Origin of the sequence: Marinomonas sp. NPDC078689, assembly GCF_044542435.1 — a bacterium.
Taxonomy (GTDB): domain Bacteria; phylum Pseudomonadota; class Gammaproteobacteria; order Pseudomonadales; family Marinomonadaceae; genus Marinomonas; species Marinomonas arenicola.
Genome location: NZ_JBITUJ010000002.1, coordinates 368,109 through 387,831, shown reverse-complemented (window position 1 = coordinate 387,831; position 19,723 = coordinate 368,109). Strand labels below are relative to the sequence as shown.

Here is a 19,723-nt window from a genome sequence, read left to right as displayed (position 1 = left end):
CCATTTTTTTGCGTTGCATTTTTGAGTAAATAAACACGCTATAGCGCTAACTCACTGTGCTATTTTTTGTCGCTTTCGAAAGTCACGCGAGGAGAGTCTGCTAACGTTTGGCTGCTGGAGTTGACCAATTTGCCTGCTTTGTTTTCGATAAAGAACACTTCTAAGTTCTCTTTTTTGGCAATGTTAGCGCCTTCTTTTTGACCAAGACACAACATGGTGGTTGCCCACGCATCGCTGACTCTTGGGTCGGTGCCAAAAACAGAAGCCGACACCAAATCGTGGGTGACAGGCTGCCCTGTATTGGGGTTAAGAATGTGTGAGTATTCTTTGCCATTATCATCAAAATAGTGGTGATACGTGCCTGAAGTGTCTAGAGAAACGCCACTTTCATCATTGATGGTGACTATTTGGTAAGGGGTCGGATTGCCATTGTCTGAGATCGGACGCTCAACCGCGACACGCCATTTATCGCCGTTTGGCTTGTGCCCTTTGATTTTCATGTCGCCGCCAAACTCAACCAAATAGTTGTTCACGCCTTTGGCTTCTAAGACCTGGCTCAGCTTGCTGATGGTATAGCCTTCGCCCATAGAGGAGAAATCGATTTGCAAGGCTGGGATGGTTTTACGAATGCGTTTGCCGGTGTCGTCGACTTCCAGCTTGTCCATACCAAGATCCGCTTTGGCGGCGGCTAATTCTTGTTGGCTTGGCACATGGAGCGATTCTTTTTTGAAGCCCCATAAATCAAATAAGGGGCCTATGGTTGGGTCGTAACAACCGCCAGATTTTTGGTTGATGTCTTTGGCGATATGGATCAGCGCGATAAAATCGTCTGAAGCGGCTTGCCATGCGGTAGAGCTGCTGTGATTGAACTCTGAAATGTAAGAGTCATTACGCCAAGTAGACAGCTCTTTGTCGATTTGCGCTAGCGTATTGTTAAAGCTCGTTTTAACGTCGGCCACTGGCACCGACGAATCGGACCAAAAACTGATATGGTAAGTGGTGCCTTGAGCGTACCCTTCGACTTTTTCGATCTTAGGTGGTTGACTGCAGCCGCTTAGCATTAACGCCGTAGCCAGTGACAAGGCGCCAACGCGTAACGCTGCGGGAAGAGAAATTCGTGACTTGGTTGCCGTTAGCATGAAATGAAATGTCCATTCAAAATTAAATCTGCGGGCAGTTTACCAATAGCCTCAAGCTAACTCCACTTTGGCGAGTCTTTTTGTGTTTTTATCCCTATCATAATGCACTAATTAAGCCATTATCATGAACGTCCGAGCATGCGAGTTAATATTCTGTCTTTAAGGACGTAATGGTGAAAGAGGGCGGCCGCGGCGTGTAAAAGCACAATAATCATCATGGCGTTTATGGTAACAACATGGACATACCCTAGTTGATCTAGGTTGAAATACCAGGCGAGGGCGCCCAAAGCAGGAACAAGCAACATGAGCAAATACAACAGCTTGTGCGAGTAGCGTGATAGCGTGTCTAGCCATGCGTTGCCTGTGCTTATTTTCTCAGGCTGTTTGCTGATAACGCGGACAATAATTCGAGCCACAACCAAGGCCAAAATACTAAGGCCTACATAAATATGGAAGTTTTCTACCCAGTTTGTTGGGCTGTTACTGTCCTTTTGGTGAGCATCAAAATAACTCGGCATATGATCACTAATGAAATAATTAGCGACGATTAAGGTGGCAATAAGCCAGTGCAGTATTATTTGTAATGGGTTGTAGGATGGTATTGTCTTTGACATGCTGGGCCTCTTCATCGGATCAGTTATGCACTGACGCCAGTCTATTGCCCTTATGAACAAAAAAAAGTGAATAGTCGCGATGAAAAGAACGCTTTTTTAAACGCATTTATACAGTTTATTACGCCTCAATCCCCTATAATCCGTGTGCAAATTTTATCTCTTACCACTGCGCTGTTAGACTGGCGGTGTAGAGTGTATTGGCGTTACTTTGACCCCATTCCACAGTGATTATTAAGAATTTATAAGACAACTATTTATGCTGAATCTTTCAAACACAATCCGTTTAAATAAATACATTAGCGAAAGTGGCATTTGCTCCCGTCGAGACGCAGATCGCTTTATCGAACAAGGCAATGTGTTTATTAATGGCAAGCGAGCAAAAATAGGGGATCAGGTTGCACCTGGCGATACGGTCAGAGTTAATGGGCAATTAATCGAACCACAAGATGCGGAAGACTTTGTCTTGATCGCATTGAATAAGCCCGTTGGCATTGTCAGTACGACGGAAAGTGCCGAGCGTAATAACATAGTCGATTTTGTTAAACACGGTGTGCGTATCTTCCCGATTGGTCGTCTTGATAAGGACTCCCAAGGGCTTATCTTTTTGACGAATAACGGCGACCTAGTCAATAAAGTACTGCGCGCTGGCAATAATCACGAGAAAGAGTATCTGGTGACGGTGAACAAAACCATCACGGATGACTTTATCAGCGGTATGGCGAATGGCGTGCCCATTTTGGGCACCATGACGAAAAAGTGCCAAGTATCAAAAGAATCTAATAATGTGTTTCGCATCACTCTGGTACAGGGCTTGAACCGTCAGATTCGTCGTATGGCAGAGCATTTTGGCTATGAAGTCATGAAGCTTGAGCGCATTCGTATCATGCACATTGGTTTAAAAGGTTTGCCAGTGGGTGAGTGGCGGGACTTTACTCAAAAAGAAGTAGAACTGCTGTCTAAAGCCATCGAGGATTCGTCTTCTGAGTCATCCCAGCCGGCTAAAAAAGCGTCTTCTGGTGCTCGAAAATCCTCTTCTAAAGCGAAGAAAACACCCGGCCCTAGAGCTAAAACGGGCGCCTCTCCAGGCGGTCATGGCAAACCTGGTGGTAAGCCGAATCGTCCGAATGGTGCTTCTAAAACGCCGAACACCAAACATAAGCGTCCTGGGGAAAATGGCCCAGCCAAAGGGGGCAGACCAGGACAAAGACCCAAGCCTGCCGGTTCCAGACCTGGCGCTTCAAAACCCGCTGGGTCTAAGCCAAATGGCAAAGGCGCACAACGCAAACCAAAATCGTCTCGTTAAACAGAGAGGCTGACTAAGGTCAGCCTTTTTCTTGTTTGTGGCGTTTTAAAATAGGGTAGGCGGTGGAGACGAGTAAAGAGCATAAACGCTGTAAGTCACGCAAAATATCCATGTGAATTTGTGAGGACGCAAGCGTCGCAGGCTCTTGATCTCGAATCCGACGCGTATGCTGTTCTCGACAAACCGCGATTTTATTGCGATAGACGTGTTTTGCATCGACCAACTCGGTGGCTAAATCTGGACTTTTTGACACATAAACCGCTTGAGCCAAACGAAAGATCTCGAATAATTCAGAGAATAAGGTGTCTAATTCTCGCTCTCCTTGTTCTGAAAAATGAATGTGTTCTTTGTGTTTTTTCCGTGCCAGTACCATCAAGCTGGCGTCAATTATGTCGCCTACGTGCTCTAAATTTGTGACGAAACTAAAGGCATCTTGCCAGCTGCTTTGCTCTTCTGATGCGCTCTTAATGTTTTCAATGGCCGCCAAATAGTAAGTCACTTCACGGTGTATTCGGTCAATGTCATCGTCCAGTTCTTTTACTCGATTAATGTGTTTGCCATTGGTAAAGGTTTTGGGGGTGCTTTCTAGCATTTGATAAGCGATGTCGGCAATGCGCAGTGTTTCGTTGGTGACATTGGCAATGGCTCGAGTTGGGTGTTGGATATCATCTTGTGACAAATACACCGAGGTCAAAGGCTTGTGAGTATCGTTTTCTGTGTCATTCGGCGAGACGTATTTTTTTAATAATTGCGCCCAGAAAGGCAACATAGACAGAAACAGAACGCCGTTAATGGCATTGATAAGAACATGGAAGGCCATAGGGGAATCTAAGCCAATGTCGGCCAGCGAAGGGCCGCCAGATTCTTGAAGGTAGTAAATCAGCAAACCAATAATGACCGCACAGGTGCGAATCACCAGGTTGCCAATGATCACCAAGCGGCCTTTTGCGCTGAGTCCCCAGCCTGAACTTAATGCCGGCAGAGCGCCACCAATATTGGCGCCTATAACCATGATCATCGACATTTCTAAAGAGATGGCACCGTCAGTAACAAGGTGCGCAATAATCAGAATAACGGCGAGGCTGGAATGCACCAACCAAGTAAAGAGCGCCACCAAAAACAAGGTGAGGAGGGTGTCATGAGCCAAAATACTGGTCAGGTACGTCATTCCATTGCCGGAACGCATGTCGGCGGTGCTTCTTGCGATCAAGGATAAGGCGAGCAAAAGCAGGCCAAGGCCTAAGCAAATTCGCCCCCAGTATTTGTGTTTTCGTTTGGACGATTTTTGAAAGCTGACGTAACCAATTAAAAGCAGCAAAGGCGAGAGCGCGGACAGGTCAAAGCTCAATAGCATCGCCATTAGGCTAGAGCCAATTTCGGCGCCAACGGCTAAGGCAAGCGCAGGAATAAGCCCTAATGCGCTGGTGGCGACAAAGCCTGCAGCCAAGAGCACGACAGCGGTTCCTGATTGTAAGGCCGCGGCGGCGACACCGCCTAATACCGCTGTCTGCAGACGGCGGCGTGTCATCAGGCGGACGGCATTTTCTAAGTTTTTTCCATAGGCTCTCTCGAACCCTGTGCGGACCATGCGAATAGACCAAAGCAACAAAGTAATGGCGCCTGCCAATTGAATCAGCTCATACATATACATTCCCTGCTGTAGGACTAACAAACAGAGTGGTGAAGTACAGTGTGGTTAGTCGTTTATTATTGATTTTTCTACTAAGTTAACAAGATAAGCATGGCTCAGCTTGCTCACTTACGACACTTATTTATCTCACTAATATTTTAAATTAGCTAGCTAAGCGTGAAGAATGGGGTAAATAAAAGCCGTGAGGACAAGCACATATGTGAGAACGAAGGGATAAAAACAATAAACAAAGATGGCGAGGGGACGAACAATAATGGGAGAGGAAGTAGGGCGCTATGACTGACAATAGCCAGTCATAGCGCCGAAGCGCTAAGCTTGAGGTAGGTATTTCCCCATGGCCAGCATCAAAGACTTATGTTTCAAAATAGCCAAGCATTCGCTTTCTTGAAGGTGCTCGGTAAGCTGCTCCAAGTTCGCACTTTTTTCGATCTGCCATTGTGCACAAATACGACTACGACACAGGGTGTTTTCTTCTTCTTGTGGTAGTTGAGCAAGGTACCAATGATAAAAGTTCACATCCTTGATAAAGCGTTGCAACGCCGGTTGTGTCGCACTGCTGTCATCTTCAATGGCCTGCGCTTGTTTTTCATTGAGTCGTTTTACTATGCCCGTTGGGCGCTTTTCTTGAGACGCTCGAAGCAACATAAACTTGGACAAGAGGTTGCCACGTTTTTCGCCACCGCTTAACCAGGACAGAGGGATAGAAAACACCAAGCCTATGGTAATGGGCAAGGACCAATAAAACAGCGCAGGGCTCAGGAATAACGCAGCACTGGCCAACCCTGCTCCCAACAAAGTATGAGACAAATGGGCGCGAGCAACGGTTTTCCATGGGGTGGCGCCATCGTCTCGAGATTGAGGTTTCCAGCCACTATCGCGGCCTTTTAGCACATCAAAAACGACCAAGAACTGAGAGAACATCAGGATGGGCGCATACAAGGCAGACAAGGCCACCTCAAGTAAGGTGTCTAGCGTCAATAATATGGGCCCACCAAATGACATGCAGCGCTTAGGGTAGAGAAGGGCGCTTAACCAGCCATAGACCTTGGGCGCCAAGACAAGCGCCATAGACAGCTCGAATAATAACAAGGCTTTTTGGAAATCAAACACAGGCCAAGTAGGAAACAGGGAAGGGTTAGAAAAATACTCTGGGCGCACAAAGTGTGCTTGCACGGCAAGAGCAAACCCTACGGCGATCAGTAAAAACCAAAAGACAGCGCTTAGGTACGAGAAAATACCCGAAAATAAATGCACGCGTGTCGCAAAATGAAAGTCTTGCGCCAACAGGAAGGCTTTATGTTGTAGGTTGCCCTGACACCAGCGACGGTCCCGCACCATAACGTCGATCAATGATGGCGGCGCTTCTTCATAAGAGGCCTCCAAATCCATGTCAAAACGCACTCCCCAACCCGCACGACGTAACATGGCGGCTTCCATAAAATCATGGCTCATCACATGGCCACCAAATGGGGCTTTGCCTTCTAAAATAGGCAGACCACACGCTTCGGCGAAGGCTTTGGTGCGAATGATGGCATTATGCCCCCAAAAGTTAGAGGCGGTGCCATGCCATGCGGCTAAGCCTGAGGCATAAACCGGCCCGAAACACTGGTTAGCAAACTGCTGAATGCGGCTGTATAAGGTATTCGCTTTGATGATGGTTGGCAGGGTTTGTATGAGGCCAAGACCAGGCTCAGCGGCCATGCGGCGAGACAGACTAATCAAACAGTCGGCACTCATTAAGCTGTCAGCATCTAGCACAATCATGCTTTCATAGCGTGCGCCAAAGCGAGTCACCCATTCGGCGATGTTACCGGCTTTACGCTCGTTGTTGTTATGACGACGGCGATAATAAATAGGGCAGCCTTGATCTTCATGGTTCAGTAACGGATAGAAGGTGTGTTTTTCTTTAATACAGGCGTCTGAGCGGTTGCTGTCACTGAGAATAAAAAAGGCAAATTTACCGGGGGCTTTCTCCAATAGATCATCGTGCATGGCTTCAATGCTGGCGCGGATTCGAATCGGATCTTCATTGTAAACCGGCAATAAAATGGCCGTGACACCTTCAGGCTCTGCTTCTTTCACTTTGCGAGAAAATGGCCAAAGGCGGCATAAAAAGCCAATGCTTGCTTGGGAAAAGGCAAATGAAATCCAAGTGAAGTTAATGCAAAACAGCACTAAAAATGCCCACTGCAAGCCTGCAATGGCGTTGGTATTTAGTACGGCGTACATTTCTGTCGCACCGTACCAGGTGAGGCCAAGAGTAATGCTGATCACGCACAAGCGAGCTAACAAGGTGCGCAGCAGGAAAGGCTTAACCAGTTTTTTAGCCTTCTGACGAGGCTCATTCACCGCATGGCGCGGCATATCTAGTGGCGCTTCGTGCGGCAAGGCTAGACGTTCTTGGGGAGTCATCATTTTTGTTTCAACCATCGATATAACCATGTAGAAGCAATTGATTGATCGTTTTCTTTCAGCTGTACGCGCAATTCTGCAACATCAGCTTCTTGAGGATCAAACGTAACGTAGGCTCTAACACCATGAATGTGAGGATTTTTTACCACGCGGGTTTTTACGATTTTTCCTCGACTAGTACTCGTGTCTACCGTGATTTTATTGATGTCTTTGATTGCTAGGTTGCTGTAATCAATCAATATTTCACGGTAGTTGTTCCCAGGTGACACTTCTTTAGCGCTGCGCACTATATGCGGTTTTCCGGCCAAAGTCGGCGTGTCATTGGGCCAAGTCAGTTGGTATGAGTAAGTGTATGGCGTGTCTTTCTTAAGGCCATCTTTTGGCTGCCAATAGGCAACAATATTGTCGTTGTCTTTTGAGTTAGAAGGAATCTCTACTAATTCAATGTGACCTGCCCCCCAATCGTTCAGCGGTTTAATCCAGCTTGATGGGCGATCTTGGTAGTCATTGTCTAAGTCTTGATAGTCACTGAATTTATTATGGCGTTGAATCAAGCCAAAGCCTTTTGGTGAGGTGTCAACAAAGGCGCTGATTTGCAGGTTTTTAGGGTTGTTCAGAGGGCGCCATAACATTTCGTCGTTGCCCGTTTGGATCTGTAGGCCATCTGAGTCATGGAGTTCTGGATGATAATCAGGGCGATCCGAGATGTCTAAAGAACCGTCATACATAAACATGGAAGTCAGCGGTGCTAAGCCCACATGTTTAATATCAACGCGTGGGAATAGGGTTGCTTGAACATCCACCCGTGTTGGAGCTCCAGGGTAGATGCCAAAACGAAACGCACCGGTGACACTTTTGCTGTCGAGCAGAGCGTGAACCACAATGGCTTTTTGTGTGACAGAAGGGCGCTCGATCCAAAAATGTTTAAAGCGTGGGAATTCTTCTCCCATCGGTTGCGCCACATTTATCGCCAAACCGCGAGAAGACAATCCGTAACTCTGCCCTTTCGAAATAGCGCGGAAATAGCTGGCGCCCTGAAAGACGATGAACTCATCATTTTCGTCGCTTGAATTGAGTGGATAATGAAGGCGCAGACCCGCGTATTTACCTGCTTTAGCGATCATGTCGTCAATTTCTTGAGTCGGTGTGGTAAATGACGACGCGGAAACTTCTAGAGGAAAGCCGCGACCATTTTCAACCACATCGATAGACACCAAATCTTTGTATAAATAGCCTGGTGCAAACAGCTGGATGGAAAACGGCGTCGGTGTATTCCCCCACACGGCCTTGTTTTGCTGAAAATCTATTTTTTGATAGGTTGCTGCGTCTAAGTTGGTTAGCATTTCAGGTGCGACATCAGGGGCAACCATGGGAGATTTAGCCAGATTTCTTGCAATATCGATCACAGTTTGGGAAGAAAAGGGATAATCTTCCTTCGCGTCTTTTTCTGTCTCCTTAACTGACTTAGTATCCTTTTCAGCAGAAGACTGAGCGTCTTTCTTTTCTATTTTCTTTGCTGACGTGGTTGCGTCCTCTGTTGTTTTAACGAGGTCGTCTTGTGTGTCTTTTATTTGTGGGGTCACCACAAGGTTTTCTGGTTTAGGGGTTGCCACGTCATTTTCTGCTTGCGCAAAGGCGCTTAATAGCAGAGAGGCAACAATGAAAAAGAATTTAATAGATGTCGAATTATGCATAGTAAAAAAAATGAGCTCTAAATAAACAGACAGTACTGAGTATAAAACCTGGTTCTGAATGTTGTGGTTTTTATGAGCCTCTGACTCCTTGAGAATCTCTTTTAATATAAAGCCTTATGATAAAGCTTTCACATTTTCATAGTGAGTTTTTGGCGTCCAAGAATTGAAAAGATTTTGTGACCTTGTTTCCTTTTTTTGCAGACAAAGTGCAAGACTCATCCTTTTTTTTAGGCTAATTTACGCTGTGAAAAAAATGAACCTATTTGTGAGGAAAGTATCAAAAAAGTTAAAAGAAAGTGTGTGCGAATTGATCGATGTTTAAAATGCCATTTTAACGTCGCGTTTTGCTTTTAGATATGTGTGTTTTTCGAACTATCTTTCATAACTTGCTGTCATCTCACTGGATGGAATACATTACCTTGAACGCGTTTTATTTTTTAGGAAGGGTATGAGTCGCTCAGAATTTAACGAATACGCCACAGTCTGTGATGAGTGTGACTGGGTGAATGACATTCCCCCCATGGCGTCTGGTGATCTTCTGTGCTGTTCCCGCTGCGATCATCTATTGGTGCGCTTGCCGAGTAAAAGACTGGAAAAAATCTTGGCCTATGGTGGCTCGGGTTTATTAATGTTGGTGTTGTCGCTGAGCTTTCCTTTTTTGAGTTTTTCTACCTCAGGAATAGGTCGCACTGTGACGTTTTGGCAAAGCATGTCTGTGTTATTAGATCAGCATTTTACGTTTCTAGGCGCATTATTGGTGTTTGTGCTTTTGGTGTTGCCTGCGTGTTATTTACTCAGTGCGGTGATGCTGGCTTGGCTTATTAAAAAAAGAAGAAACAGAATAGTGCAGCGTTTGTGCGCACGCATTACCACGGTCATTCAACCTTGGTTAATGGTGGATGTGTTTTTAGTCGGTGTGCTTGTGGCATTGGTAAAAATGCAAAGCATGGCGGATATTGGTTTTGGTTTATCTTTTTGGTCGTTTTGTGGCTACGTGCTGTGTTTATTGAAAACCGTTTCGTTAATGAATCGCCGCTGGCTCTGGAATCAAGTGGCTGGTGCGGCGAAACCTCAGCCTTTTAGTGGTGGCTCTGCATTATCTCAAGGGTTGGTTGGGTGCCATTTTTGTGGTGCGCTGGTCGCCGATGAGTTGGGCCATTGCGGTCGTTGTGGGCACAAAACTCACAGTCGAAAACCCGCCAGCGTACAAATGACGATCGCCTTATTGATAGCCGCCTTATTGATGTACCTTCCTGCAAACCTGCTGCCTATTATGGACACCACCTTCTTTGGTGTCAGCGAGCCCTCGACCATCTTAGGCGGTGTGTTCCAGCTTTGGGGAATGGGCTCTTACCCTATTGCGATTATTATTTTATTGGCGAGTGTGTTCATTCCCATTGCCAAGATTCTCTCTTTAGGGTGGTTATGTTGGCAGTTGCGTTTTTCTTCTCGCCATTCAACGACACAGAAATTGAAACTGTACCGCCTTACAGAGTGTGTGGGCCGTTGGTCGATGATTGATATTTTTGTGGTGGCGACATTGACCGGTTTGGTGCAAATGGGCGGGCTTATGTCGGTGGTGCCCGGCGCGGCGGCGTTGTCGTTTGCTGGGGTGGTTATTTTAACCATGCTGGCCGCAATGTCCTACGATTCACGGCTGTTGTGGGACCAAGAAGAGCGCGCGAGTTAGGCAAGTAGGGCGCAACAGTCATTAATAGTGAGCAAGTGTTACTAATGAGCAAGGGGAATAAACGTTGAGTGAGTTACAAGAGAACAGCCAGTCGGTACGCAAGGTACGCTTCAATTCGATTTGGCTTGTTCCTTTATTGGCCCTAATCGTAGCGGGTTGGATGGTGTATCAAAATTGGTCGAGTGAAGGCCCAGAAATCACCTTGATCGCCTCTAATGCAGAAGGGTTGGAAGCCGGGAAAACCAAGATCAAAGCACGCAATGTTGATATTGGTACCGTGACTCGCATTCGCCTTAGTGCAGATTACAATACGGCGATTATTTCTGTGCGGATGAACAAAGACACCGACAATATGTTGCACCAAGACGCTAAGTTTTGGGTGGTCAAACCTCGTGTTGGCAAAGAAGGCATCAGCGGTTTAGGCACCTTGTTATCCGGGGCGTATATTGATATGGAGCCCGGCTCTAATGGGGACATCAAGTCTCAATTTCATGTGCTTGAACAAGCGCCCCTGTCGACGACAGAAGACAAGGGAGTGCGTGTCATACTCGATAGCACAGACAACTCAAAACTGGACGTTGGCACCGCTGTGCATTTTCGTGGTTACGACGTGGGTTATATTGAAAAAGTGGGTTTTGACACGAAAGCTGGGGCCATTACTTACCAAGTCTTTATCAAGGCCCCATACGATGCGTTGGTAAACCGCGCCGTCGAATTTTGGATAACCCCAGGCATTGCATTAAAAAGTTCGGCCCAAGGGATGGAAGTACGCGTAGACTCTCTGGAAACCTTATTATCTGGAGGCATCAGTTTTGGCTTGGTTCATCATCAGAGAACAGGCAAAGCGGTGGAAGATTTAGCCAAATTCCATTTGTATAAATCCAAAGAAGCCGCGCAAAATCAGTATTTTAATCAATTTATTGAGTATGTCTTTTTATTCAACTCTGACATCAGTGGCTTGGCGGCTGGTGCCCCCGTGGAGTTTCGAGGCATCCGCATTGGTACCGTTGAGCAAGTGCCCTTCACAGGTCTTTCTATGGTGGCGTTAACGTCATTGAAGCAGTCTGCGATTCCTGTATTGGCTCGTATTGAACCTCAGCGTTTGAACAATGGGGACAAAGACCTCACGTTACAAGAATGGGAAGCCTTGCTTCAAGATCGAATTGACAGTGGCTTTCGAGCGACGCTGAAAACGCGTAACTTTTTAACCGGTGCTAAGGCGATTAATATCGATTATTACCCTAATGCTAAGAATGAGAAAGCACAAAAAGTGGCGGGCATAGACGTCTTTCCTGTGACCAATACTGGCTTCTCAAGCATCGAAAAGAAAGTGACTGAGATACTCGATAAATTGGCGAAAGCACCCGTTAATGAAAGTTTGCAGAGCATTAAAAATACCATGAGCAATGCCAACGATACCTTGGCCTCGATGAAAGACGTTTCTGTACAAGTGGACCAGTTGATAAATCAGCCAGGGATACAGAAATTGCCTAAAGAGGTAATGACGACCTTGAATCAAGTGTCACGTATTCTAGAAGCGTATCAAACAAATGGTGAAATAGGGTTGCCGATAAAAGACAATCTAACGGCGTTGGAAAAGTCGTTAAACGAGCTTCAGCCATTATTACGACAGCTGAGAAATAACCCAAATACCTTAATTTTTGATAAAAAATCGCAGCCAGATATACAACCTAAAGCCGCACAGTAAAAGGAAAGAGATATGAAACGTCAGTATTTATCGGCTTTAATGGTCATCTGTTTATCTTGGTTATTGGCAGGGTGTGCCAGCACTGCGCTGCCGAGTAGTGAATATTTGTTGATGGACAACACGCCTAAAATGGTGATCAGTGATCCTAAAACTCAGGTCAATATTCAGCTCATGCCAATTCAGGTGGCAGATTATTTGGCAGGCAGCGAAATCGTTTTACTGTCTAAGCAAGGCGAAGTGCACCGCTCTCAACAAAATTTATGGGCTGAGCCATTGTCTTCGCAATTAAATCGCTTAACGATGCAGGGCTTAATTCAGCGTTTACCGGCCGCAAACTGGTATAAAGGGCACAATACTCGGGTGTCGAATCTGCTTAAATTAAGCATAGAGGTAGACGCCTTTTATGGAGGGTTAGATGGTCAGGTGTATGTGTCTGGACGTTGGACATTGTTCTCTGAAACTGGGCAAATTATTCGTTCCCATGGGTTTATGGTAAAAGAAACTTTGAGCGAGAATGGTTATTCCGCCTTGGTACAAACGTTGGCGTCTACTTGGTTCCAAAAAGTCATAGACCCGATGGCAAAAAGTATTACAGACGCGCTTTAATGTTTACGTATTAACGGGAAAAATTGTATGGCGGTTAGTGTATTAAATGCCTCTTCATGGTCAGATATTCAGCGGATCCAACAAGCGGCTTATGTTGAGTCTCTGCATGAAGAGTGTGAAGTACTGAAAAGTAAATGGCAGGCTTCTCCAGACACTTGTTTTCAGTATCGCGATGAGACTGGGCGCATTGTTGCCTATTTATTGACCCACGCATGGGGATCGTCTGCAGCGCCAAAATTACACGATGCGTTGCCTGAAGCTTGCGCTGGTGATCAGTTGTTTGTCCACGATTTAGCGGTCTCACCAGAGGCGGCGGGGAAAGGCATTGCAAAAGCCTTGCTAAGTGCTTTTTTCGAGCAAGCGTCTTTAATGGGGTATAGCCGTTTTATGCTGGTTGCCGTGCAAGGGTCAGTGCCATTTTGGGCCCGCTATGGTTTTCAAGTAAAAGAGGTTCCGGTCAGTGAAAGCTACGGCGAAGGCGCACGGCTGATGGTGTTAAGTACGGAATAATGCGGCACTAGAGCGGGGTGTTTTTGTTCTTTATGTCGTTGGCTATTCCCAGGCAGGGCTTGAGGCGAGTATATTGAGAAGGCATTGTAGATCAATATGTCCGCTTAATAATAAAAAAGGAGAGTGCTATGGAGCTTGTGGTTGGAATGGAATCGACGTGGTCACTAAGGGTTTGGCTGTGCGCTAAAATGGTCAATGTTGACTTGACAGAAACTGTGATAGATCTGTCTTTAGCAGACTATAAAACGACCCTTTATCAGCATTCTCCATCAGGGTTGGTGCCTGCTCTGAAAACCGATTCTCTTGTCATTCACGATTCTCTGGCCATTATTGAATACCTGAATGAACTGACAAAAGGCGCCTTGTATCCCATTTCTCTAGAAGACAGAGCCATTGCGCGCAGTTTGTGTGCAGAAATGCACTCTGGTTTTCATCAGCTACGTCAGCAGTGCCCATTTTCTTCCGCCAACTCAACACCGTTAGAGGTGATTCCAGACAGTGTGCAAGGTGAGTTGCTCAGAGTGGAAGCGATATTCGCTCAAGCCGAAGGGCCATTTATGTTTGAGCGCCCTAGTGCGGTGGATGCGTGTTACGCCATTTTGGCGTATCGGTTGCAACAATACGGTGTGTATTTAACCGGCGATGCAGGAAAATATCAGCAGAGCTTGTTGCAATGGCCATTATTAAAAAGTGCCATTAAGCAGGCGCAACAATGGCGGTTAAGCGCTTAGTTAAGCTTTTATCCGATAACGGGTTAAGCAAAGAAAAGGGCACTTACCCGGTGCCCTTTGTTGTTTCTAGAGTCTTGCTTCTGCGCTGATTAGCGTTGCACGCACTGCGGTTTCGCTCGCTGTTGGCGCTTTTTGAGCGCTTCGTAAAAAGGCGCATAGGTTGGTCTGTCTATGTATTTTCCATCGCCAGATTGCGCCAGCAATTTACCTTCATGCCAAGCAAGAGCACCATTACAGATGGTGGTTTCTGGAATGCCATGAATCGTCATGCCTTCAAAGATACTGTGCTCAATATTTGATTGGTGAGTTTTCGCTGATAGTGTTTTCTCAGCGTTCGGGTTCCAAATAACCAGATCCGCGTCGGCCCCAACGCGAACACAGCCTTTATCTGGGTAAATATTGAAAATCTTAGCGCTATTTGTCGACGTAAGAGCAACAAATTCATTGGGGGTGATCTTGCCTTCATTGACGCCTTTTTCCCATAGCACCATCATGCGCTCTTCGACGCCAGCTGTGCCGTTGGGGATTTGCGTGAAGTTGTCTTTACCCATGGCTTTTTGCTCACTGCAAAAGGCGCAATGGTCAGTGGCTGTGGTTTGTAACGTGCCTCCTTGCACGCCTTTCCATAAGGCATCTTGGTGATGTTTAGGTCGAAAAGGAGGGCTCATGACATGCGCCGCCGCCGTGGCCCAATCTGGGTTTTGGTAAACGCTGTCGTTCACGGTCAAATGCCCCGCTAGCACCTCGCCAAATATCGTATGACCGTGGTCTTTTGCGTAACGAATGGCGTCGACCGCTTCTTCTGTTGAAACGTGAACCAAATACAGTGGCGCGCCTAATGTGTTGGCGATGCTAATCGCACGGTTAGCGGCTTCTCCTTCAACCGAAGAAGGTCGTGATAATGGGTGCGCTTCTGGCCCAATAATGCCTTGTTCCATTAAAGAATTTTGTAAATGGTACACCAGCTCCCCATTTTCTGCGTGAACGGTAGGCAAGGCCCCTAATTCAAGGCACTTGGTGAAGCTTGCCACCAAGATGTCATCGGTCGCCATAATGGCATTTTTGTACGCCATAAAGTGCTTAAAGCTGTTGACACCATATTGCTTAACCAGGGTCTCCATCTCTTTTCCGACACTCTCATCCCACCATGTAATGGCCACATGAAAGGTGTAATTTGAGTGGGCTTTTTGGGCCCATTCACGCCATTGATGATACGCTTCTAATAGGGATTGCTGAGGGTTAGGAATAACAAAGTCAATAATACTAGTGGTGCCGCCAGCTAACGCGGCTCGGGTGCCGGAAGCAAAATCGTCTTTGGCGACCGTGCCCATAAAAGGCAGTTGCATGTGAGTATGAGGGTCAATACCACCTGGCATAATAAGTTTACCAGTGGCGTCTAAAAGGGTTGCGTCTTGAGGTGGCGTGAGCTGTTGGCCAATTTCGACGATTTTGTTTCCTGAACACAAAATATCAGCTTGGTAAGTTTCTTCGTGGGTGACGATTGTCCCCCCTTTTATGAATAGGCTCATAATGTTGTCCTTTGTTGTGTGTCTTATTGGTATTTTGAGCGTGTTATGTGACCTGTTGCTGATGAAACAGCGGCTAAATAGAGCGTGTTCAGAAGAGCTGCGTGCACGCTACTCTTCTGAACACTTTGCGTTATGACCAAAGAAATGTCAGATCACCTTTAAGGCGATACGGCGTTTGTTTGGCTGACGGTAGAAAGTTGTGCTTTCGCAATAATGAAGTACACAATGGCGCCAGTGAAAGCACCGGTAAACCAACCGTAACTGTAGAACCAACCTAGAGCAGAGACATTCAGAGCAATCAAGGTGATCACCACAGGAACCGCAAAGGCGATCAAACCAGCACTGTTAAAGGCTGGGTACAGGCTGTTTGGGGTATACAGGGCGACAAGGTCAAGATGTTGACGCTTGATCAAGAAGTAATCGACAATCATGATGCCAGCAATAGGCCCCAGTAAGCTGGAGTAACCTAACAGCCAATTGGAGTACATGCTCTCGACACTGACGTCGGATTCTAACCAACCCATTTTTTTCAACAGTTCCCAACTCATTAAGGCAATGCCGACAAACCCTGTGAGCAATGCACCACGAGTATGATTGATGTATTTAGGCGCAATGTTTTGGAAATCGTTGGTAGGCGAGACAACGTTCGCCGCGGTATTGGTTGAGAGGGTAGCGATGATAATCAACACCATGGCGATGGCGACCCAGAAAGGGCTGTCGATCTTACCGATTAAAGAAATAGGATCAGAAATGGTTTCGCCAACTAAGGTAGAAGATGCCGCGGTTAACACAACGCCTAACGCCGCAAAGAAGAACATGGTGATCGGTAAACCAATGATTTGCCCAAGAACTTGATCTTTTTGCGACTTAGCATAGCGACTAAAGTCAGGAATATTGAGTGACAGAGTGGCCCAAAAACCTACCATGGCGGTTAAACCACCGAAGAAATAGCTCCAAAAACTGGCGTCTTCAGGGCGTGAAGCTGGGGTGGCTAGGATTTCGGTAAAAGACACTTTGCCACCGGCCCAGACCATCAAGCCAATACTGACAATTAATAGCAGGGGAGCAGACAATGTTTCAAGCCATTTGATTGACTCGGCCCCGCGAATGACCACGTACATATTTAATGACCAAAAAATGAAGAAGCCAATGACTTCGCCGACCCCCCCTAAACTTGCCCAGCTAGATGACACGGCGGATAAGAATAGATGAATGGCAAGGCCACCAAACATGGTTTGAATGCCAAACCAGCCGCAGGCGACTAAGCCTCGAATCAAACAAGGAATGTTGGAGCCGACTATGCCAAAGGAAGAGCGCAGTAGCACCGGAAAGGGAATGCCAAATTTCGTACCTGGGTAAGCATTCAAGGTCAAAGGAACGAGCAGAACTATGTTCGCCACCAAGATGGTAAATAAGGCTTCCATGACGGATAAGCCAAAATACGCGGTGAGTACACCCCCTAGTGTATAAGTGGGCACACAGATCGCCATGCCCACCCATAAAGCGGTGATATTCCATTTGTTCCAGGTGCGTTCATGCACTTTAGTTGGGGCTAAGTCATCGTTATAGGCCGGGCTTTGCTTGAGGTCGCTATCGACCTCGAGTTCGTAAAACTCACCTTGCTGGACAGATTTGCTGGTCATGCTTCACCTCTTCTTTTGTGATTATCAGTGTTAGGTCATTGGGTCAAATTATGCGCTTCATTACGGGTTACATATGAGTGCTAAGCGTTATGTTGCTTGGCTATTCGTTCACTGGCTTCGAGCATGGTGTGCAGCAATACGTTTGCTCCAGCACCACATTCTTCTGGTGAGCTGTATTCTGCTTCGTTATGGCTGATGCCATTTAAGCAAGGTGTAAAGATCATTCCGGTAGGAACTAGGTCCGCCATGTAACACGCGTCATGGCCAGCCCCTGCGTAAATGTCCATATGACTGTAGCCGAGTTTTTCGGTGGCGGCTTTTACATCATCGGACGCATTAAATTCTACTGGGGCGAAATACCAGAAAGGGTCAATGTTGACGTCTAATTCGTGTTCACTGGCGATTTTTTCACAAAAGGCGAGCAACTCTTCATGCATTTTTAACAGTACGTCAGGGCGAGGGTTGCGAAGGTCGGCGCTAAATTTTACGTTGCCAGGAATGGTGTTGCGCGAGTTTGGCCAGACTTGCATAAAGCCGACTGTGCCCAAACCATTTTCATGGCGATCGGCGATGGCATTCATTTCTGTCACTATGGCCGCCGCCGCTAGCATAGCGTCTTTACGAAGGTGCATTGGTGTGGTGCCAGAATGGGAAGGGCGTCCAACGACTTCAATGTTGTACCAGCGAATCCCTTGGCCAAGACGAACGATACCAATGGCTTTCTTTTCGTCTTCTAAAATAGGGCCTTGCTCTATGTGGGCTTCAAAAAAGGCCCCCATATTGCGGCTACCCAGCTCCATGTCTCCCAAGTAACCAATGCGGTCTAGTTCGTCACCTAGTCGAATGCCATTGACGTCGGTTTTGTTTAATTCGGTTTCAAGGTCAAAGCGGCCAACATAGGTACCTGAGCCTTGCATGGCAGGCTGAAAGCGGGAGCCTTCTTCGTTTGTCCAAACAGAGAACTCCATTGGCGTGGGTGTTTCAATGTTGTTTTCATGCAAGGTGCGCAGTACTTCAACACCAGAAAGGACACCAAAAACACCATCGAATTTACCACCGGTAGGCTGAGTATCAAGATGGCTGCCAGTGCCTACTGCAGGTAAGTCGTTGTTTTTTCCTGGTCGGCGCGCAAAAATATTACCGATTTTATCAATGTTCACTTCGCAGCCACAGGCCTTACACCAAGCCACAAAAAGATCACGTGATTGCTTATCTAAGTCGGTGCCAGCAAGCCGGTTACAGCCACCTTTCTCGGTGCCGCCTATTTCACCCATTTCCATTAAGGTGTCCCAAAGACGTTGCTCATTAATGCGTAGATCTTGCATACTTTTCTCCTAGGTATCGTATCTCTCTTTGAAATCATTCTTTTTACCAAAAGGTAAAAAAGTTATCGAAACAAAGTGAATCACATACTCTTTTTTATCGAAGAAAGAATATAATGATCCAGCGTTGAGTCGTGATTGGCAAAAAGTGTATTAGACTTTACAGAAAGCAATTAGCAGGCCAACTTTTAATATTAGCAATCAAAATGATATGATAATTCAAGTGATTTTCGATGCTACTTTAAAGGTAGAATGAAGTAAATAAGATTATAGATAGTTATTTTTATAAGTATTGTCAAATAAGGTAGGGATAAACTTTGATTGAGAAAAAGCCAAAATATACTAAGCAGTCGGTTAATAGAAAGATATTGGAGTCACGTATATTACGGTCGGCAGAAATTGTATTTGCGTCTAAAGGATTTAGCGGCGCTTCTATGGAACGCATTGCGGAAATATCTAAAATATCCAAGCAAAATCTTATTTATTACTTTCCAAACAAAGACTTACTATATAGAAAAGTACTAGAAGAGATTCTCGACATATGGATCGAAAAACTCTCCTTTCTTGAAAATCATGGGGATACCCCAGAAGAGGTGATCCGCAGCTACGTGCGAGAAAAAATGCAGATCTCACGCCTCTACCCCAATGGTTCCAAAGTCTTCGCCCATGAAATCATCAGTGGGGCTCCGGTATTAAAGGATTACTTAATAAGCCATCTTAAACCTCAGTTTGATCGCGATGTAGCATTGGTTAACTCATGGATAAATAAGGGATTAATTGAAAAAACTGACCCTGAACATTTATTTTTTACCATTTGGGCCGCGACGCAAACTTATGCGGATTTTTCAACTCAGATTGAAGTTTTATTAGGGAAAAGTGATTTGACCGAACCCGACTTTGAACGAGCAGAGAAAGCCGTCACCGACTTTGTTGTGCGCGCTCTTGGTGCGCATAATAAAAAATAGATTTATTAATTTAAGATTTTTTATTGTTTAAATGCAGTGTATCTCCCCTTAAGAATATAGATTAAAAAATAAAAACCTTTCCTATTCATGATCTTAACCGTTTAGTTAACTTTAAAGTTAACTAAACTTTAGTTTCGAGGTCGGTTATTGGTGCGTCTCTGCACTAAAAAAAACAATTTACTCTCTTTGATATTCTTGATATTAGT

15 protein-coding genes are annotated in these 19,723 nt (G+C 45.9%); 7 read left to right on the top strand and 8 right to left on the bottom strand.

The genetic code is table 11. The annotated features are described in order from the left end of the window. Positions 1–59 precede the first annotated feature (59 nt). Positions 60–1,139, bottom strand: a complete 1,080-nt coding sequence (locus ACIGBN_RS04890; RefSeq protein WP_396663938.1) for an FAD:protein FMN transferase — start codon at positions 1,137–1,139, stop codon at positions 60–62. 122 nt (positions 1,140–1,261) lie between these two features. Further along, positions 1,262–1,753, bottom strand: a complete 492-nt coding sequence (locus ACIGBN_RS04885) for a cytochrome b (protein ID WP_165942977.1) — start codon at positions 1,751–1,753, stop codon at positions 1,262–1,264. A 256-nt stretch (positions 1,754–2,009) separates the two neighbouring features. Here ACIGBN_RS04885 and rluF point away from each other — a divergent pair, with 256 nt between their 5' ends. Beyond that, on the top strand, positions 2,010–3,056 hold the full coding sequence (rluF, locus tag ACIGBN_RS04880) for a 23S rRNA pseudouridine(2604) synthase RluF (protein WP_396663935.1): 1,047 nt from the start codon (positions 2,010–2,012) through the stop codon (positions 3,054–3,056). A 19-nt stretch (positions 3,057–3,075) separates the two neighbouring features. Here rluF and ACIGBN_RS04875 read toward each other — a convergent pair whose 3' ends face one another. From ACIGBN_RS04875 to ACIGBN_RS04865, 3 genes are all read right to left on the bottom strand, one after another. Next, positions 3,076–4,701, bottom strand: coding sequence for a Na/Pi cotransporter family protein (locus ACIGBN_RS04875; protein WP_396663933.1), 1,626 nt, complete (start codon positions 4,699–4,701; stop codon positions 3,076–3,078). A 315-nt stretch (positions 4,702–5,016) separates the two neighbouring features. After that, on the bottom strand, positions 5,017–7,137 hold the full coding sequence (mdoH, locus tag ACIGBN_RS04870) for a glucans biosynthesis glucosyltransferase MdoH (protein WP_396663931.1): 2,121 nt from the start codon (positions 7,135–7,137) through the stop codon (positions 5,017–5,019). Then, positions 7,119–8,813, bottom strand: coding sequence for a glucan biosynthesis protein G (locus ACIGBN_RS04865; protein ID WP_396663929.1), 1,695 nt, complete (start codon positions 8,811–8,813; stop codon positions 7,119–7,121). Before ACIGBN_RS04865 ends, mdoH begins: the two co-directional genes overlap by 19 nt. 448 nt (positions 8,814–9,261) lie before the next feature. On the opposite strand from ACIGBN_RS04865, the gene ACIGBN_RS04860 reads away from it, so the two are divergent. The 5 genes from ACIGBN_RS04860 to ACIGBN_RS04840 all read left to right on the top strand — a co-directional run bounded on the left by ACIGBN_RS04860 (position 9,262) and on the right by ACIGBN_RS04840 (position 14,058). Beyond that, positions 9,262–10,503, top strand: coding sequence for a paraquat-inducible protein A (locus ACIGBN_RS04860; protein WP_133003008.1), 1,242 nt, complete (start codon positions 9,262–9,264; stop codon positions 10,501–10,503). A 64-nt stretch (positions 10,504–10,567) separates the two neighbouring features. Then, a complete protein-coding gene (gene pqiB, locus ACIGBN_RS04855; protein WP_396663927.1) occupies positions 10,568–12,211 on the top strand; it encodes an intermembrane transport protein PqiB in 1,644 nt (547 codons plus the stop codon). A gap of 12 nt (positions 12,212–12,223) precedes the next feature. After that, positions 12,224–12,817 carry a membrane integrity-associated transporter subunit PqiC gene (locus tag ACIGBN_RS04850; protein ID WP_396663925.1) on the top strand — a complete coding sequence of 198 codons (594 nt, stop codon included), beginning with the start codon at positions 12,224–12,226 and terminating at the stop codon, positions 12,815–12,817. 27 nt (positions 12,818–12,844) lie between these two features. Further along, positions 12,845–13,327, top strand: a complete 483-nt coding sequence (locus ACIGBN_RS04845) for a GNAT family N-acetyltransferase (protein WP_396663923.1) — start codon at positions 12,845–12,847, stop codon at positions 13,325–13,327. 128 nt (positions 13,328–13,455) lie between these two features. Next, positions 13,456–14,058 (top strand): glutathione S-transferase N-terminal domain-containing protein, encoded by a 603-nt coding sequence (locus ACIGBN_RS04840; RefSeq protein ID WP_396663921.1) that lies wholly within the window; start codon positions 13,456–13,458, stop codon positions 14,056–14,058. Positions 14,059–14,147: 89 nt separating this feature from the next. On the opposite strand, the gene hydA is transcribed toward ACIGBN_RS04840, so the two are convergent. From hydA to ACIGBN_RS04825, 3 genes are all read right to left on the bottom strand, one after another. After that, positions 14,148–15,587 carry a dihydropyrimidinase gene (hydA, locus tag ACIGBN_RS04835; RefSeq protein WP_396663919.1) on the bottom strand — a complete coding sequence of 480 codons (1,440 nt, stop codon included), beginning with the start codon at positions 15,585–15,587 and terminating at the stop codon, positions 14,148–14,150. Between the two features lie 158 nt (positions 15,588–15,745). Beyond that, entirely contained in the window at positions 15,746–17,230 is a 1,485-nt protein-coding gene (locus ACIGBN_RS04830) for an NCS1 family nucleobase:cation symporter-1 (RefSeq protein WP_133003014.1), read from the bottom strand. Between the two features lie 80 nt (positions 17,231–17,310). Next, on the bottom strand, positions 17,311–18,555 hold the full coding sequence (locus ACIGBN_RS04825) for a Zn-dependent hydrolase (RefSeq protein WP_396663916.1): 1,245 nt from the start codon (positions 18,553–18,555) through the stop codon (positions 17,311–17,313). Between the two features lie 314 nt (positions 18,556–18,869). Between ACIGBN_RS04825 and ACIGBN_RS04820 the strand changes: the two genes are divergently transcribed. After that, positions 18,870–19,517 (top strand): TetR/AcrR family transcriptional regulator, encoded by a 648-nt coding sequence (locus ACIGBN_RS04820; RefSeq protein ID WP_133003016.1) that lies wholly within the window; start codon positions 18,870–18,872, stop codon positions 19,515–19,517. The last annotated feature ends 206 nt before the right edge of the window (positions 19,518–19,723 follow it).

Excerpts from the sequence above, each read along its gene's own strand:
- ACIGBN_RS04890 (WP_396663938.1), bottom strand. The coding sequence starts at position 1,139 with ATGCTAACGGCAACCAAGTCACGAATTTCTCTTCCCGCAGCGTTACGC.
- ACIGBN_RS04885 (WP_165942977.1), bottom strand. The coding sequence starts at position 1,753 with ATGTCAAAGACAATACCATCCTACAACCCATTACAAATAATACTGCAC.
- rluF (WP_396663935.1), top strand. The coding sequence starts at position 2,010 with ATGCTGAATCTTTCAAACACAATCCGTTTAAATAAATACATTAGCGAA.
- ACIGBN_RS04875 (WP_396663933.1), bottom strand. The coding sequence starts at position 4,701 with ATGTATGAGCTGATTCAATTGGCAGGCGCCATTACTTTGTTGCTTTGG.
- mdoH (WP_396663931.1), bottom strand. The coding sequence starts at position 7,137 with ATGGTTGAAACAAAAATGATGACTCCCCAAGAACGTCTAGCCTTGCCG.
- ACIGBN_RS04865 (WP_396663929.1), bottom strand. The coding sequence starts at position 8,813 with ATGCATAATTCGACATCTATTAAATTCTTTTTCATTGTTGCCTCTCTG.
- ACIGBN_RS04860 (WP_133003008.1), top strand. The coding sequence starts at position 9,262 with ATGAGTCGCTCAGAATTTAACGAATACGCCACAGTCTGTGATGAGTGT.
- ACIGBN_RS04850 (WP_396663925.1), top strand. The coding sequence starts at position 12,224 with ATGAAACGTCAGTATTTATCGGCTTTAATGGTCATCTGTTTATCTTGG.
- ACIGBN_RS04845 (WP_396663923.1), top strand. The coding sequence starts at position 12,845 with ATGGCGGTTAGTGTATTAAATGCCTCTTCATGGTCAGATATTCAGCGG.
- ACIGBN_RS04840 (WP_396663921.1), top strand. The coding sequence starts at position 13,456 with ATGGAGCTTGTGGTTGGAATGGAATCGACGTGGTCACTAAGGGTTTGG.
- hydA (WP_396663919.1), bottom strand. The coding sequence starts at position 15,587 with ATGAGCCTATTCATAAAAGGGGGGACAATCGTCACCCACGAAGAAACT.
- ACIGBN_RS04830 (WP_133003014.1), bottom strand. The coding sequence starts at position 17,230 with ATGACCAGCAAATCTGTCCAGCAAGGTGAGTTTTACGAACTCGAGGTC.
- ACIGBN_RS04825 (WP_396663916.1), bottom strand. The coding sequence starts at position 18,555 with ATGCAAGATCTACGCATTAATGAGCAACGTCTTTGGGACACCTTAATG.